This is a genomic window from Paraburkholderia sp. GAS334, from assembly GCF_050436625.1.
Lineage (GTDB): Bacteria > Pseudomonadota > Gammaproteobacteria > Burkholderiales > Burkholderiaceae > Paraburkholderia.
In genome coordinates, this window is sequence record NZ_JBNDMO010000009.1 from 208,067 (window position 1) to 223,341 (window position 15,275).

Sequence of the window (15,275 nt, forward strand, 5' to 3'; positions counted from 1 at the left end):
ACATGCATCTGCTGCGCACCACGCCGGGTGGCTTTGTCGACGATACGGCCGGCGTCATGCGGATCGATCAGCGACCGGCGGATATCGTCGTGCTCAGTTCCGCTGATACGACGCTGTCGCTGCTCGCGAGCGTTTTCCCGCGTCTGGGCGCTGATTTCCCAAGCCTGAGGCTCGCGAATGTCACATTCCTCCGGCAACCTGCGTCGGTCGATTTCTACGTCGAGGACGTGTTGCAGCATGCGAAAGTCGTCGTCGTCGATCACCTCGGCGGCGAGGCTTACTGGCCATACGGCATCGAGCAGGTCGTTGCACTGGCGGAGCGCAAACAGCAGGTGCTCGCGATGTTCTCGGGCGATCTTCAGGAAGACCCGAATCTGCTCGCACGCAGCACCGCCGACGCTGCGCTGTGTCATCAGCTATGGCGTTATCTCCGCGAAGGCGGCCCGCAGAATGCGGAGCGGTTTCTGCGCTGCATCGCGCATCGCGCGTTGGGCTGGGGCGACGAGCCGCCGCTGCCGCAACCGTTGCCAGCCGCAGCGCTTTACCATCCGGAGCGCGACGTTCCCACGGTCGAAGACTGGCAGGCACGCTGGCGTGCCGATGCGCCGGTGGTCGCGATCCTGTTTTATCGCGCGCATTTGCAGGCGGCGAATACAGCCGTGTTCGATGCATTGATCGACGCGCTCGATGCGCAGGGCCTTAATCCGTTGCCGGTCGCGATCACGTCGCTGAAAGACGACGTGAGTCGTGACGTGGTGCAGCGGTTGTGCGCGCAACATAACGTGGCGCTGGTGCTCAATACGACGGCATTCGCCGCGTCAGCCATCGACGATCCTGAACCACTCGCGCTTGCCGGCGACGCGCCGGTGATGCAGGTGATCCTGAGCGGCGGCAATCGCGACGACTGGCTCAAGGACAACCAGGGTCTCAATTCACGCGATATCGCCATGCATATCGCGCTGCCCGAAGTGGATGGCCGCATCATTACGCGGGCGATCAGCTTCAAGGGGCTCGCGTATCGTTGTCCGCACACCGAAGTCGATGTCGTGCGTTATCAGCCTGACGTTGAGCGCGTCAGGTTTGTCGCCGGGCTAAGCCAGCGCTGGTGTCGCCTGCGCGGCATCGAAAACGCCGACAAGAAACTCGCGCTGATTCTCGCGAATTATCCCGTTAGCGAAGGCCGCATTGGCAACGGCGTGGGTCTTGATACGCCCGCATCTGTCGTAGGCATTCTTTCGATGCTGCGCGAGCAGGGCTATCGCGTCGATACTGTACCTGCCGATGGCGATGCGCTGATGCACACGCTGACGGAAGGGGTGACGAACGACCCCGTCGTGCGTGATCTGCGCCCGGCGCTGCAAAGCCTTGCGCTAGACGATTATCTGGTGCAGTTCCAGCAGTTGCCGGCTGAAGTACGCAATGCATTGAATGCGCGCTGGGGCACGCCCGAACAGGATCCGACGCTCCGTCGTAGCCGCTTCATGATTGCGGGCTGGCGTTGCGGCCATGTGTTCGTCGGCATTCAGCCAGCGCGTTCGCGCGAAGGTGGCGATTACGCAAGCTATCACGACGCCGATCTGGTGCCGCCGCACGCGTATCTTGCGTTCTATTTCTGGTTGCGTCACCGGTTCGGTATCGACGCGGTCGTTCATGTCGGCAAGCATGGCAATCTGGAATGGCTGCCGGGCAAGAGCGTCGCGCTCAGCGAAACCTGCTGGCCGGATCTCATTCTTGGGCCGATGCCGCATCTGTATCCGTTTATCGTCAATGATCCGGGCGAAGGCAGCCAGGCGAAGCGGCGCACGCAGGCCGTCATCATCGATCACCTGATGCCGCCGCTGACGCGCGCGGAAAACTATGGTCCGTTGCAGGACCTCGAACGTCAGGTCGACGAATACTATGAAGCGCTGATGGTCGATCCGCGTCGCTCGAAACTGCTGCGAAGGACGATTCTCGAAACGATCATCACGCATCGTCTGCACGAGGAACTGAGCCTCGGTTTGCCCGATGGCCAGGACGCGGAAGACGCGTTGCTCACACGTGCCGATGCGTATCTGTGCGAGTTGAAGGAGGCGCAGATTCGCGACGGCCTGCATACGTTCGGGCAGTCGCCGCGAGGGGCGCAGCGACGCGATACGCTGCTGGCAATCGGGCGTTTTCCTGTCGGTGACGGGCAGGGCGCGAAGGCGGGGCTGATTGATGCGCTTGCACGGGACCTTCAGATGGATCACCTGTTCGATCCGCTGGTAGCGGACTGGTCTGCAGCGTGGGAAGGTCCGCGCCCCGGGATTCTGCAGCAGGTGAGCGACGCGCCGTGGCGGCATAACGGCGATACGCGCGAACGGCTCGAATGTCTCGCGGCAGCGCTACTGAATGATGTGGGCGACGATACGGGATCGGCTACCGCAACGTCGTTTGAACCCGGCGCATTGCCGCAAGCGGAACGCGTTCTCGAACGCTTGCGGAACGATATTCTGCCGCGCCTCGATGCATGTGGACCGCAGGAAATGCTGCACCTGAAGCGCGGACTCGAAGGGCGTTTCGTGCCGCCGGGTCCAAGCGGTTCGCCTTCACGTGGCCGCCCCGACGTGCTGCCGACCGGGCGCAATTTCTATTCTGTCGACACCCGTGCTGTGCCGACGCAATCGGCGTGGTCGCTGGGTCTCAAGTCGGCGCAGCAGTTGATCGAGCGGCATGTGCAGGAACACGGCGACTATCCGCGCGCGATCGGGCTTTCTGTGTGGGGCACCGCGACAATGCGCACCGGTGGCGACGATATCGCGCAGGCGCTTGCGTTGCTCGGCGTGCGACCCAGATGGGCGCCGGGCAGCCATCGCGTGACCGACTTCGAGATCATGCCGATCGAGGTGTTCGACAGGCCTCGCATCGACGTCACCTTGCGTGTCTCCGGGTTCTTTCGCGATGCGTTCGCGAACGTCATGCATCTGTTCGATGCAGCGGTGCAGGCTGTGGCGGAACTCGACGAGCCAGAGGACTTGAATCCGATCCGCGCCCGCGTGCTGCGCGAAAGGGATGCGTTGATTGCGAGCGGCGTGGAAGCAATCGAAGCGCGCCGTCGTGCCGGCTGGCGTGTATTCAGCGCGAAGCCCGGTTCATACGGCGCGGGTTTGCAGGAGATGATCGACACGCGGCAATGGCAGACCGATCAGGATCTGTCTGCTGCGTATCAGGCGTGGGGCGGCTACGCGTACGCGCAAAAGAGCGCGGGCGAAGAGGCACGCGAAGCGTTCGGCAAGCGCCTCGCCGCGCTGGACGTCGTGCTCCAGAATCAGGACAACCGCGAACACGACGTGCTCGATTCGAACGACTACTACCAGTTTCAGGGTGGCATGGTGGCAGCGGTCCGACATCTCGCGGGCAACCAGCCGCATATCTATCATGCGGACCACAGCAACCCGGCTGCACCGCGCATTCGCACGCTGCACGAAGAGATCGCGCGCGTGGTCCGCTCGCGCGTGGTGAACCCGAAATGGCTCGATGGCGTGAAGCGGCACGGCTACAAGGGCGCCGCGGAAATCGCGGCCACTGTCGACTATCTCTATGGCTACGACGCGACAGCGCGCGTGATATCGGATCATCAGTACGCGCTGGTGACGGACGCGTATCTGAACGACAGCGGTACGCGCGATTTTCTGGCGGCGCACAATCCGCATGCGTTGCATGGCATCTGCGAGCGTCTGCTCGAAGCGATGCAGCGCGGCCTGTGGCAGAACCCCGGCGACTATCGCGCGCAGGTTGAGCAGCATCTGCTGGCAAGCGAACAGCAACTCGAAGGAACACGAACATGAACGCATCGACGGATTCGCGCGATGTTGCAACCTCCGTGCCGGGTCGGGCCACCTTTCCGTTTGCGGGGTTGATCGGCCAGGCACCATTGCAGCAGGCGTTATTACTCGCGGCAATCGATCCAGGGCTGGGTGGCGTGCTGATCAGCGGCCCGCGCGGCACCGCGAAATCGACAGCGGCGCGTGCGCTCGCCGAATTGCTGCCCGAAGGGCAACTTGTCACACTTCCGCTTGGCGCGAGTGAAGAGCGGCTGATCGGCACGCTGGATATCGAAACAGTCCTGCGCGACGGTTCGGTGAAGTTCTCGCCTGGTCTGCTCGCGAAAGCGCACCGTGGCGTGCTGTATGTCGACGAGGTCAATCTGTTGCCCGATACGCTGGTCGATGCACTGCTCGATGCGGCGGCGAGCGGCGTGAATACGGTCGAGCGCGATGGCATTTCGCACAGTCACGCGGCGAGCTTTGTGCTCATCGGCACGATGAATCCGCAGGAGGGTGAGTTGCGTCCGCAACTTATCGATCGTTTCGGTTTGATGGTGGAACTGGAGAACTGCTTCGATCCGCAGGTGCGTCAGCAGATCGTCAAGGCGCGCCTTGCGTTTGAAGCCGATCCGTCCGCGTTTCGTGCGAAATATGCCGCGCAGCAGACGGCTTACGTGCAGCGTATTCACGCCGCGCGTGAACGCGTGCCGCAACTCGGGTTCGGCGATGCGCTTCACGATCACGTCAGCCGTATCTGCATCGATGCTGCAGTGGATGGGCTGAGGGCCGATCTCGTCATGTTGCGCGCGGCGCGCGCATTGGCAGCGCTGGAGCTGGCCGCGACGATTACCGTTGAACACGTCGATCGCGTCGCGGAAGCGGTGTTGAGGCATCGTCGACTTCAGCGCGGCCCGCACGCGATGCCGCCGCCGTCGAAGCCTCCGCAGACCACGCACGAATCACCGCAGCAGCCGCGGTCGGAAGACAACGAAAGCAGCGAAGGCGACTGGGGTCATCTGCCGCCAGAGACGGTGGGCACCACGGCCGTCAAGGGCGTCATTCCGCTACCCGTAAAAAAACGCTGAGCCATCGATCAGGCGCCGCCGTTGGATCGATCAGCGGTGTTCGATGGCCACACACAACAGGCGCCGCCACACATGGCTCAAAACCTGGCAGACGTATCGACTGGCCGTCGACGCTCACAGCGAAACGACGCGAACATCTGACGCCAGCGCATTTGCGCTTCGTACGCGAAGCATCGAAGGGTGGCGTGCTGCACTGTTTCGTCCTCGACTGTTCCGGCTCGATGCTGTCAGGTCAGCAACTCGCGTTAGCCAAGGGCCTGCTTGTCGCGATGCTCGATCAGGCTTGCACGGCGCGCGCCGAAGCGGCACTGGTGTGTTTTGGCGGTATGCGCGCCGATGTGCGATTCGGACCTGCGGTACCACGCTGGTGGAATGAGCGCTGGCTGCAACCGGTCGGTGGTGGAGGAGGCACGCCGCTCGGTCTCGGTATATCGCGGGCGTCTCACGTGCTTGAACGCGCTGCGCGCAGCAAGCCTTTGCAGCAGCGCTGGCTCTGGCTTCTGTCGGATGGACGCAGCGGCGATCTGCCGCTACGTCCCGCGCTTGCAGATCAGATCGTGTGCGTCGATTTCGAACGCGGTGCGGTAAGGCTCGGCCGCTGCGAGCAACTGGCGCGTGCATGGGATGCCCTGTGCTGCACGCCAGAAGACCTGATCGCGTCCTGAGGGAATCAGGACGCGCATCGGGCCGTGTTCACGTGCGCGTCATGCTGTTCCAGATGTAGGCGTCGTCCTGACGATCGAACACGAATGCTTTCAGTGCCGTCTGCATGGCCGGTTCCAGCACATCGAATTCGAGGCCGTGCGCCGTCAGTTCCTTGTGCGTTTCGTCGGCCTGCACGTTGCGGATGACCGCACGCGTCTCGATCAGGGTCTCGATGTCGCCGGACTTGATCCAGAACGACAGACGCAGCCGCTCGCCGACGCGCCCCAGCATGTTCTTTGTCGCAAGTGACAGGCCGAGCGCGCTGACTCCATCGGCGAGGCCGACACCATCCCATACTTCGTTGGCTTCGCTACCGTAGCGAACCGCGAGGTGCGCGTGCACGCGGATCGAGCGTCGTTCGCGCAGGCGCCGGATCGCGCCGGGTTTCGACAGCACGACGTAGTTGAACGGAAAGTTGCAGAGTGCCTCGACGGTGCACGTAAAGCGGTAAACGGCCTGGCTCGCGATCACAACGATGTCGACGTTCTCGTTGACCTCGAGCGGCGACGCCTTGCCGTTCGCGACCGGTGGCGTGATGAACAGCACCTGGTTGGGCGCAAAGCCGATCACGCGGGCCGGATGCATCGGACGGCCCATGCCGATCTGCGAACGCACGCCCAGCAGCGCGCCAATCGGCAGATGCATTTCAGCAAGCGAAGTGGGATGGGGCGCTTCGCCTTCAGGCTGCGGGGAGGTTGCGCCCGCAACAATCGTGTCCTTGCGGCGCGGCCGGAAATGTTCGAAGAGGAACTGGCGTTCCTCTTCGTTCGCGATCGAAGCGCCGCGCGCCCGCAGCAGCGTGCCGTCCTGATCGATGAGAGGCCACGGCAGCGATGTCGCAACAGGCACCTCATCTGCCTTCAGCGCCGTTTGGGACACGACGATCGATTCTTCTGCCAGTTCGTTTGAAGACATATGCCGACCACCTCATTTCAGGTTCTTAACGGTCGTATACGGCCTCGTGGAATAAAACTTTAATTGAAGGTTTAAGAAAATCCAGAATTGCCGGCGATATACGGATTCGCTTATCTGTTGCGCATAAGCGTATGAAGCAGGATACGTACAGAAAAAGCTAGCGATACCAGCGCGGCGTATAAACCCATTCGGTTTTGCCATCGACGGAAAATGCCCGCGTATGTGACGAACCGATAATGACCATTGTCCGCATATCGACCATTTCGCCACGAAGTTCGCCGAGCGACGTATAAATCACCTGGCCGCCAGGTCGTCCGACGTTTCTTCCCAGCACAACCGTAGTGGACGGAATACGGAATTCGCGAATGATATCGAGCGCCTTGTCGAGTTGCCAGGGTCGGGCGCGCGAAACCGGATTATAGAAAGCCATCACGAGGTCGGCTTGAGCCGCATGTCTCAAGCGATTTTCGATGACTTCCCAAGGCTTCAGATTATCGGAAAGCGACAGCATGCAGAAATCGTGACCGAGTGGCGCGCCGGCTTGCGCGGCGGTCGCCATTGCGGCTGAAACGCCGGGCAGAATTTCCAGTTCGACGCCGGCCCAGCGCGCATTGTCCGATTCATGGAGCGCCTCCAGTACCGCAGCGGCCATCGCGAACACACCCGGATCGCCGGACGACACCATCACGACAGAACGCCCCATGGCGGCCAGTTCGAACGCGTGACGCGCGCGCTGCATCTCCTCGCGGTTGTCCGTGCCATGCACGCGCTGGTCCGCGCGGAACGGGCCCGCCATCGTCACGTAGGTTTCGTAGCCGAGAATATCGGTGGCTGCGTTGAGTGCGGAACGGGCAGCGGGCACCATCAGGTGGGCGTCACCTGGGCCCAGGCCGATGACGGTCAGACGTCCGCGGGCCTGTCCAATGGACGCCGGATCGACAGGCGCGCGGGCAAGCGCCAGCGCAACCGGTGAAGCGCCTGCCCGAATGTCGTGCGGCACACGCATTGCGGCTTCGAGAAGCGAGAGGGGTTCCCGCGCATCGGCGGCGGCCGGCGTAGAGACAAAACGAAGCGGCACGCCAAGCGTATCGGCGGCTTCGGTCAAGGCTTCATCGCCTGCGCGCTGGATGGGCGCGAGCAGTGCGGCCAGCGATAACGCGGCGATCCCGTTCGCGTCCAGTGCCTCACGTACGCGCTCCGCTACGCGTTCATCGAGCGTGCTGACCGCAGCGACGACACTGCGCGGATGAATCAGCAGCTCGTCCACGCGGCCATCCCATGCTTCCGGCGTGACGCGTATCGCGCGTCGCGCCGCTGTCGAGCGCGGCAACTGCGCATCGTCGAGCCACGGCGCGGCGCCTTCTATACGCGTGCTTTCGCCTGCAAGCAGGTCCGACACGAAACGCTTGCCCTGCGCGAGACTCGAAAGCGCGTAACCGTCTGGCGGATTCAGCACGCACGTGCCGAAACGCAATTCGCCGCTTGTGGTGATGGCGGGCGCAACCTTCAGGGCTTCGGCGATTTCTCGCGCCATCGTATTTACGCCAGCCAGACCGCCAAGCAGCGGCACGACGGCGCTGCCGTCTTCGGCTACTGCAAGAACCGGCGGCTCTGCCCCCTTGTCCGACAGCAGCGGCGCGATGCAGCGGATCACGATGCCCGCCGCACACAACGCGACGAGCGGCGTGCCGCGTGCGTAGAGGTCACGCAGATGCGCGCTGAGTTCGCTATACGCAACATCGGCTTCGGCGCGTCCTGCCAGCCCATGCACCTGAGCGTCCGGATAACGCGCCTGGATGCGGCGCGCCGTATCGAGCGCGCCGGTGCCGAGGATCACGATCGCGGGCGCGATAGCATTTATCCGCGCCATTTTTCCCCCGGCACGACGAGCAGCGAAAAATACGGCGACGCCATCGGATCGACTTCTGCAAGCGGCACGACCCGCTGATTCGTCATCGTTGCGCGCTCAACGTAGAGCGCGCGCTTTTCAAGGCCCAGTTCGCAGAGCACGCGGCGCACCTTGTCGAAATTGCGGCCGAGTTTCATCACGACCGCGGCATCGGCATCGGCGAGCCGGCGTTTCAGTTCGTCTTCAGGCAGGACCCCGGAAAGCACCGATAGCGTCTGGTTGCGATACACGAGCGGCGAGCCGAGTATCGCCGCGCCGCCCAGCATCGAGCACACGCCGGGCACGACTTCCGCTTCAAAGCGGCTTGCCAGCCGGTCGTGCAGGTACATGTACGAGCCGTAAAAGAACGGGTCGCCCTCGCAGATCACGGCGACATCGCGGCCTGCGTCAAGATGGTTCGCGATGATGTCGGCGGCGGTGTCGTAGAAGTCGGCGATGACTGTTTCATACGACAGCGGCGGCGCGAGCGTTTCGGTCGTTACGGGATAGACGAGCGGCAGGCGGAGCTGCGTTTCGTCGAGATGCATTTCGATGATGCCGAACGCGTTGCCCTTTTTTCCCTTCGCCACGAAGTACGCGACGACGGGCGCCGCCTTGAGCAGTCGCACCGCTTTCAGCGTGATCAGCTCCGGGTCGCCGGGGCCGACGCCGAGTCCAAAGAGACGTCCACGCACCGTCATTTATTCTTCCTCCGACGCAAGCGCGTTAACCGCGGCGGCCGCCATTGCGCTGCCGCCACGCCGTCCCGCGACGATCACGAATGGCACGCCGCGGCTGTTTTCCGCGAGCATCGCCTTCGATTCTTTCGCACCGACGAAACCCACCGGGAATCCGAGGATCAATGCGGGTTTCGGCGCGCCGGCGTCAAGCATCTCGAGCAGATAGAAGAGGGCCGTCGGCGCGTTGCCGATCACCACCACGCTGCCTTCCAGATGCGGTCGCCACAGCTCTAGCGCTGCCGCTGAGCGAGTGTTGTGAAGCGTGAGCGCCATGGGCGGCACGGAAGGATCGCCAAGCGTGCAGATGACCGGATTGTCCGTGGGCAGGCGTGCCCGCGTGACGCCTTCGGCGACCATGCGCGCATCGCAGAGAACCGGTGCGCCGCGCAGCAGCGCCGCGCGGCCGGCCACGCCGGCACCCGTGGAAAACTGCAGATCGTCGACGATGTCGACCATCCCGCACGCGTGGATCACGCGGACCGCGAGCTTTTCGAGGTCGGCGGGAATGTGGCTCAGGTCGGCTTCCGCGCGGATCGTCGCGAACGACTGGCGATAGATCTCCCGACCGTCGCGAATGTAATCAAGCATCGAATGATCTCCGGGTCAGGCGTTCAAGCGAATCGGCGGCCTGTTCGATCGTCAGGTGTTGTGCGACACGCTCGCCAAAACCAGGCGTGCCGTCGCGTCGATAAAGATCGTAATGAGCGGGTGCAACGGCGAGCAGCGTCCACGGCGCGCAATGGGCGGCAGCGCACGAGCGTGGACAGCCACTGAGATGCACGTCGACGTGAGCGGGCAGACGCGCGGCAAGCAGCAGGGCATCGGCCTTGGTGTCGGCCATTCCCTTCAGGCAGCCTTGAGAACCCGTGCAGGCGATCAGGTGCGTGAGCGGATCGGATGTGCTGACAGCGAGTCCTAGTGACTCAAGTCGTTTTAACGCCTGAGGCGTATTCTCACTGGCGATGTCCGGGATGAGCACACCTTGCCATGGCGTCATGCGAAGCGTTGCGTTGCCCACGTCGCTAGCAAGCTGGGCAAGGCCTTTGAGCATTGGAACATCAATGCGTCCAAGCTTTGGCTGGCCGCCGATGTATGAAAGGCCGGTGTTGATTTGCGGGTGCGAGCCGAGTCTCAGTGACTCATCTGCCGGGAAGCGGCACCACGCGTCTGAACGAATATCCCGCGCGAGAGTGAAATCGACTCTGGACTGTGCAAGCTGCAAAACAGTCTCGACGCCGTGTGTAGCGAGCACATCACGCATGCGGGAATCGTCGGGGGCAGCGAGGTCGAGGAACGTATGCAGCAATGCGTTGACCAGCGGAGGAACCTGGTGCGGCAAAACGGAAGCCAGCGCTTTCGACGCCGGGCCTTCGCTTCTCTCGCGCACGTTGGTGCGGACCGGCGGACAACCCGCAAGCCCAAAAACAAAACGCACTTCGTCGAGATCCCGCACTGCAGCAAGCCAGATATCGTGCGGATGACCGAGCATGGCGAGGCGCTCGCCGCCATCGAGCATCAGCGCGAACTTGGGTGAAAGTGCCGTAAAACGCGGATCGTTTTGCAACAGCGCGAGGATCTGCGACGCAAGCGGCGTGACGTCGAAGAGCGCGTGTGGATCGCGGCCCGCAAGCGGACTGACCATGAGATTGCGGATGTCGTCGCGCGCGATCGGGTTCGTTTCATCGTCGGCAAACGGTCCTTGCGGCCCGAGTCCCGCATGCAGCAATCGCTCGATCAGCGCGTTTTCGTGGCCCGCGCGCACGCCCCGCAGTTGCAGGTTTGCGCGGTTCGTCACCTCGATCACGCCCGACGCATGCGCGTCGACTGCATCTGCGATAGCCCGCGCCTGTTCCGCGCTCAATTCCCCGCAAGGCAGCTTGAGCCGGCAGAGGCCGCCGTCAAGCGCCTGCACGATGCGAAACAGCCCAGGGCAGGCCGAAGGGCGCAATGCGGCAATCGGAGCGAAGAAAGACGAAACGTGGTTCAAGAGGTCACCGGGTTGTGCGCCGCGCGACGGCCCGAGCACCCCGCAAAGGGGGAAATGCTGCGGCATCGGTACACCCCGCCCGACGTTGGCTGGCACGAACAAGTCTCACCGGCAGGTCTCCTGGCTGGCAGGTCGTGGTCCGCGCCGGCCTTCCCGGTCAAACCAGTGGCACAGGTGAGGCGCGGACTCGCTGCATACAGTTGCGGGGGCAGCCACAGTCGATCTGTGTTCCCTCTTCGGCCCCGAAGGGCACCGGCGAGGCTGTATTATGCCTTTTTTCGCACAGCACAAGTACGCTGCGGCCTTGCCTGGTGCGCCGCAGCAGTCATATCGGGAATCAAGAATGGGGATGGTCGCATGCGGGCATGGCTGACCGTAGTGGGAATGGGTGACGACGGTTTTGCCGGTCTGGGACGGCCGGCGCGGCGTGCGCTGCTGGACGCGTCAGTAGTGTACGGCGGTGAGCGTCACCTCGCGATGCTGCCGCCGCGGCTGCGCGCGCGACGCGAGCCGTGGCCGCGTCCGTTCGACCTGGCGCCGGTGCTCGCGCATCGCGGCCCGAATGCATCCATCTGCGTGCTCGCGAGCGGGGACCCCATGCTGTTCGGCGTCGGCGCAACGCTCGCCCGTCAGGTATCCGCCGACGAAATGCGCGTGCTGCCGGCGCCTTCGTCGTTGTCGCTGGCGGCGGCGCGGCTTGGCTGGCCGCTGCAGGATCTCGCGATGGTCTCGCTTGTCGGCCGGCCGCTCGCGACGCTTAACGCGCATCTGCATCGTGATACGCGGCTGTTCGTCCTGAGCAGCGACGGCCGCACGCCCGCCGCCATCGCCGCACTGTTGACCGCACGCGGTTTTGGTCCGAGCCGGATGATCGTGCTGGAGCACCTGGGGGGCGCGTCGGAACGGCGGATCGATGCACGCGCCGACGCATGGACTGCGAGCGAAGTGGCTGCGCTGAATCTTGTCGCCGTCGAATGTCGCGTTTCGCAGGAAGCGCAACCGCTGCCGCTCACGAGCGGCTTGCCAGACGAAGCGTGGCTGCACGACGGGCAGTTGACGAAGCGCGATATCCGTGCGATCACGCTCGCACGCCTCGCGCCAAAGCCGGGCGAACTGCTCTGGGATGTGGGCGCGGGTTGCGGCTCGATTGGGATCGAATGGATGCGCGCGCACCCATCCTGCCGGGCCATCGCCATCGAGGCGCAACCCGAACGGCAGCGTTTCATCGAACACAATCGCGACGCCCTTGGCGTGCCGGGCTTGCAGATCGTCGCGGGCAAGGCGCCGGATGCGCTTGATGGCCTGACTGCGCCTGACGCGATTTTTATCGGCGGCGGCGTCACGGTGCCTGGCGTACTCGACACCTGCTGGGCGCAACTGCGTAGCGGCGGGCGGCTCGTCGCCAATGCGGTGACGGTGCAGAGCGAGGCCGCGCTGGTCGCATGGCGCGAACAGCACGGCGGCACATTGACGCGCATTAGTGTCGCGCAGGCCCAGCCGCTTGGCGGCTTCGACACCTGGCGCCAGGCGTTGCCGATCACGCTGCTCGAAACCGGCAAACCATAATGCGCGACGAAACGCCCGAACAGCCCGCGCCCCTGCGTAGCGGCTACACGACCGGGAGTTGTGCGACGGCGACCTCGCTTGCCGCTGCGCGTCTGCTGCTCGTGGGCGTGGCATCCGATGTCGCGGATATCGTGTTGCCGAAGGGCCAGCACGTGCCGATGCCGCTCGTGTTCTGCCGCCTGACAGACGACGGCGGCGCGGAAGCAGGCACGATCAAGGACGCCGGCGACGATCCCGACGTGACGCACGGCGCGGTGGTGTTCGCGCGCGTTCAGTTGCGCGCGCAACCAGGCGTGCGTTTTTTCGCGGGGCCGGGCGTGGGTACGGTGACGCGCGCTGGCCTGACGCTGGCGGTCGGCGAACCGGCGATCAATCCCGTGCCGCGCCAGATGATGACGCAGCACCTCACCGAACTCGCGGTCGAGCACGGCTATGCGGGTGGCTTCGACGTCACGATTGGCGTCGAAGGCGGCGAAGCGCTTGCGCTGAAAACGATGAACCCCCGGCTCGGTATCGTCGGCGGTCTGTCGATTCTTGGGACCACAGGGATTGTCCGGCCGTTTTCGTGCTCGGCGTATATCGCGTCGATCCATCAAGGCATCGATGTCGCACGCGCAAATGGTTACCGGCATATCGCCGCGTGCACCGGTAACACCAGTGAAGACGCAATGCGTGCGCACTATGGCCTGCCGGATATCGCGCTCATCGAAATGGGTGATTTCGTTGGCGCGGTGCTAAAGCATTTACGTCGCGCGCCTGTCGAGCGATTGAGCGTGTGCGGCGGGTTCGGCAAGCTTAGCAAACTTGCTGCCGGACATCTCGATCTGCACAGCCGCAATTCCAGTATCGATCTTGAACAGCTCGCAAGCTGGGCCGCGGAACATGGCGCCGAAGCCGCTTTGCAGGAGGCGATTCGTGCGTCGAATACGAGCCAGCAGGCGATGGCGATTGCACGCGATCGCGGCGTGGCGCTTGGCGATATCGTCTGCGCTCGCGCGCTAAGGGTCGCACGCGACATCGTGCCGACTGAAGTGAAAGTCGAGATGTTCGCGATCGATCGTCGGGGCAATATCGTGGGCGTCGCACAATGACGCGCATCCTGCTTCTGGGTGGCACCGGCGATGCGATGCAGATCGCGCGAGAGCTCGGCCTGCGGGATGTCTATAGCCTCGCCGGTCTCGGCAAGGTACCGGTTGATCTTGCGTGCGCCGTGCGCGTAGGCGGGTTTGGCGGCGCGGAAGGTCTTGCGCGCTACCTGCGCGAGGAAGGGATCGGGCTGCTCGTGGATGCGACGCACCCATACGCAGCGCAGATCAGTGCGAACGCGGCGTCGGCGAGCCACGCGACGGGTGTCCCGTGCTGGGCGGTGCGTCGCGCGCCGTGGCAACCGCAGGCCGGCGACGACTGGCGCATGGTCGATGACTGGGCGGGCATTGTCGCGGCGCTCGCGCCATTCTCGCGGCCGCTGTTCACGCTAGGGCGCGAGCCGCTCACGCATCTCGACGAAATACCGGCGCGTCAGTTCTGGATCGTACGATGCCTCGAAACACAACCCGGCACCGTCCGTTCGCGTGTGATGGATGCACGTGGGCCGTTCACCGTCGAGGGCGAAAGCGCGCTTTTTAGCGAGCATCGGATCGATGTGGTCGTCAGCAAAAATAGCGGCGGTAAGGCGACGGAGGCGAAGCTTGTCGTGGCGCGTCGGCTTGGGTTGCCGGTGGTCATGTTGCGTCGTCCGGCGCTGGCCGATGTCGATCGCGAATTCGACACGCCCGCTGAACTGCTGGCCGCGCTGGAAGCGTTGTCCTCGTGAAAGGCGTCACAGTGCCTCTCGCGCAAATCGAATGATGGAGTAGTAGATGACCGTATTTTTTATTGGCGCGGGGCCGGGCGATCCTGAACTGATCACCGTGAAAGGGCAAAAGCTCGTGCATCGATGTCCCGTGATTCTTTACGCGGGTTCGCTGGTTCCTGAGGCGGTGCTGGCGGGCAACGTTGCTGAACGCGTCGTGAATACGGCGGACCTGAATCTCGACGAGATCATCGCGCTACTCGAAGAAGCACACGCAAAGGGGCAGGACGTTGCACGCGTGCATTCGGGCGATCCTTCACTGTATGGCGCAATCGGCGAACAGATCCGCCGGTTGTGCGCGCTGAACATTTCCTATGAAATTGTCCCGGGCGTAACGGCCACGGCGGCCTGCGCTGCGACGCTTGGCGTTGAACTCACATTGCCGGATGTCTCGCAGACGCTGATCCTGACGCGCTACGCGCGCAAAACGAGCATGCCCGAAGGCGAGGCGCTAGGCGATCTCGCGCAGCATCGCGCGACGATGGCGATTCATCTTGGCGTGCGACATCTGGCGAGTATCGTCGATGAACTGGCGCCGCACTACGGCGAGGATTGTCCGGTCGCGGTGGTTTATCGCGCGAGCTGGCCGGATGAGGAGCGTGTTGTCGGGACGCTCGCGGATATCTGCGCGAAGGTCGAGGGCACGCAGATCGAGCGGACTGCGCTGATTCTGGTCGGGCGTGTTCTGGACGCGGACGCGTTCAGCAATTCGTCGCTTTACGCGAAAGCGGAGCGACGGATTCCTTAGC

12 protein-coding genes and 1 riboswitch are annotated in these 15,275 nt (G+C 63.7%); of the genes, 7 read left to right on the top strand and 5 right to left on the bottom strand.

Features of this window, described 5'->3' with window-relative positions:
* Positions 1–2 precede the first annotated feature (2 nt).
* Genes cobN through P3T21_RS18665 form a run of 3 tightly spaced genes read left to right on the top strand, consistent with a single transcriptional unit; the run spans position 3 to position 5,538 of the window.
* Positions 3–3,809, top strand: a complete 3,807-nt coding sequence (cobN, locus tag P3T21_RS18655) for a cobaltochelatase subunit CobN (RefSeq protein ID WP_429257415.1) — start codon at positions 3–5, stop codon at positions 3,807–3,809.
* Positions 3,806–4,873, top strand: coding sequence for an ATP-binding protein (locus P3T21_RS18660; RefSeq protein ID WP_429257416.1), 1,068 nt, complete (start codon positions 3,806–3,808; stop codon positions 4,871–4,873). Before cobN ends, P3T21_RS18660 begins: the two co-directional genes overlap by 4 nt.
* A 29-nt stretch (positions 4,874–4,902) precedes the next feature.
* Positions 4,903–5,538 carry a vWA domain-containing protein gene (locus P3T21_RS18665; RefSeq protein ID WP_429257535.1) on the top strand — a complete coding sequence of 212 codons (636 nt, stop codon included), beginning with the start codon at positions 4,903–4,905 and terminating at the stop codon, positions 5,536–5,538.
* Positions 5,539–5,566: 28 nt separating this feature from the next.
* On the opposite strand, the gene P3T21_RS18670 is transcribed toward P3T21_RS18665, so the two are convergent.
* The 5 genes from P3T21_RS18670 to cobG form a co-directional block, all read right to left on the bottom strand.
* Positions 5,567–6,493: a flagellar brake protein gene (locus P3T21_RS18670; protein WP_429257417.1), complete on the bottom strand. Its 927-nt coding sequence runs from the start codon at positions 6,491–6,493 to the stop codon at positions 5,567–5,569.
* A 157-nt stretch (positions 6,494–6,650) separates the two neighbouring features.
* On the bottom strand, positions 6,651–8,363 hold the full coding sequence (gene cobJ / locus P3T21_RS18675; RefSeq protein WP_429257418.1) for a precorrin-3B C(17)-methyltransferase: 1,713 nt from the start codon (positions 8,361–8,363) through the stop codon (positions 6,651–6,653).
* The gene (locus tag P3T21_RS18680; protein ID WP_429257419.1) at positions 8,351–9,082 is read right to left on the bottom strand and encodes a precorrin-2 C(20)-methyltransferase; all 732 of its coding nucleotides are present in this window, start codon (positions 9,080–9,082) and stop codon (positions 8,351–8,353) included. Before P3T21_RS18680 ends, cobJ begins: the two co-directional genes overlap by 13 nt.
* The gene (locus P3T21_RS18685) at positions 9,083–9,709 is read right to left on the bottom strand and encodes a precorrin-8X methylmutase (RefSeq protein WP_429257420.1); all 627 of its coding nucleotides are present in this window, start codon (positions 9,707–9,709) and stop codon (positions 9,083–9,085) included. It lies immediately after the preceding gene.
* On the bottom strand, positions 9,702–11,108 hold the full coding sequence (cobG, locus tag P3T21_RS18690; protein WP_429257421.1) for a precorrin-3B synthase: 1,407 nt from the start codon (positions 11,106–11,108) through the stop codon (positions 9,702–9,704). Before cobG ends, P3T21_RS18685 begins: the two co-directional genes overlap by 8 nt.
* A 93-nt stretch (positions 11,109–11,201) precedes the next feature.
* Positions 11,202–11,380, bottom strand: a riboswitch (cobalamin riboswitch).
* Positions 11,381–11,465: 85 nt separating this feature from the next.
* Here cobG and cbiE point away from each other — a divergent pair.
* Genes cbiE through cobM form a run of 4 tightly spaced genes read left to right on the top strand, consistent with a single transcriptional unit; the run spans position 11,466 to position 15,274 of the window.
* A complete protein-coding gene (gene cbiE, locus P3T21_RS18695) occupies positions 11,466–12,674 on the top strand; it encodes a precorrin-6y C5,15-methyltransferase (decarboxylating) subunit CbiE (protein WP_429257422.1) in 1,209 nt (402 codons plus the stop codon).
* Complete coding sequence (locus P3T21_RS18700; RefSeq protein ID WP_429257423.1) at positions 12,674–13,765, top strand: cobalt-precorrin-5B (C(1))-methyltransferase; 1,092 nt, start codon at positions 12,674–12,676, stop codon at positions 13,763–13,765. The genes cbiE and P3T21_RS18700 overlap by 1 nt, the downstream gene beginning before the upstream one ends.
* Entirely contained in the window at positions 13,762–14,487 is a 726-nt protein-coding gene (locus P3T21_RS18705) for a cobalt-precorrin-6A reductase (RefSeq protein ID WP_429257424.1), read from the top strand. The genes P3T21_RS18700 and P3T21_RS18705 overlap by 4 nt, the downstream gene beginning before the upstream one ends.
* Positions 14,488–14,533: 46 nt before the next feature.
* Positions 14,534–15,274: a precorrin-4 C(11)-methyltransferase gene (gene cobM / locus P3T21_RS18710; protein ID WP_429257425.1), complete on the top strand. Its 741-nt coding sequence runs from the start codon at positions 14,534–14,536 to the stop codon at positions 15,272–15,274.
* Position 15,275 lies beyond the last annotated feature (1 nt).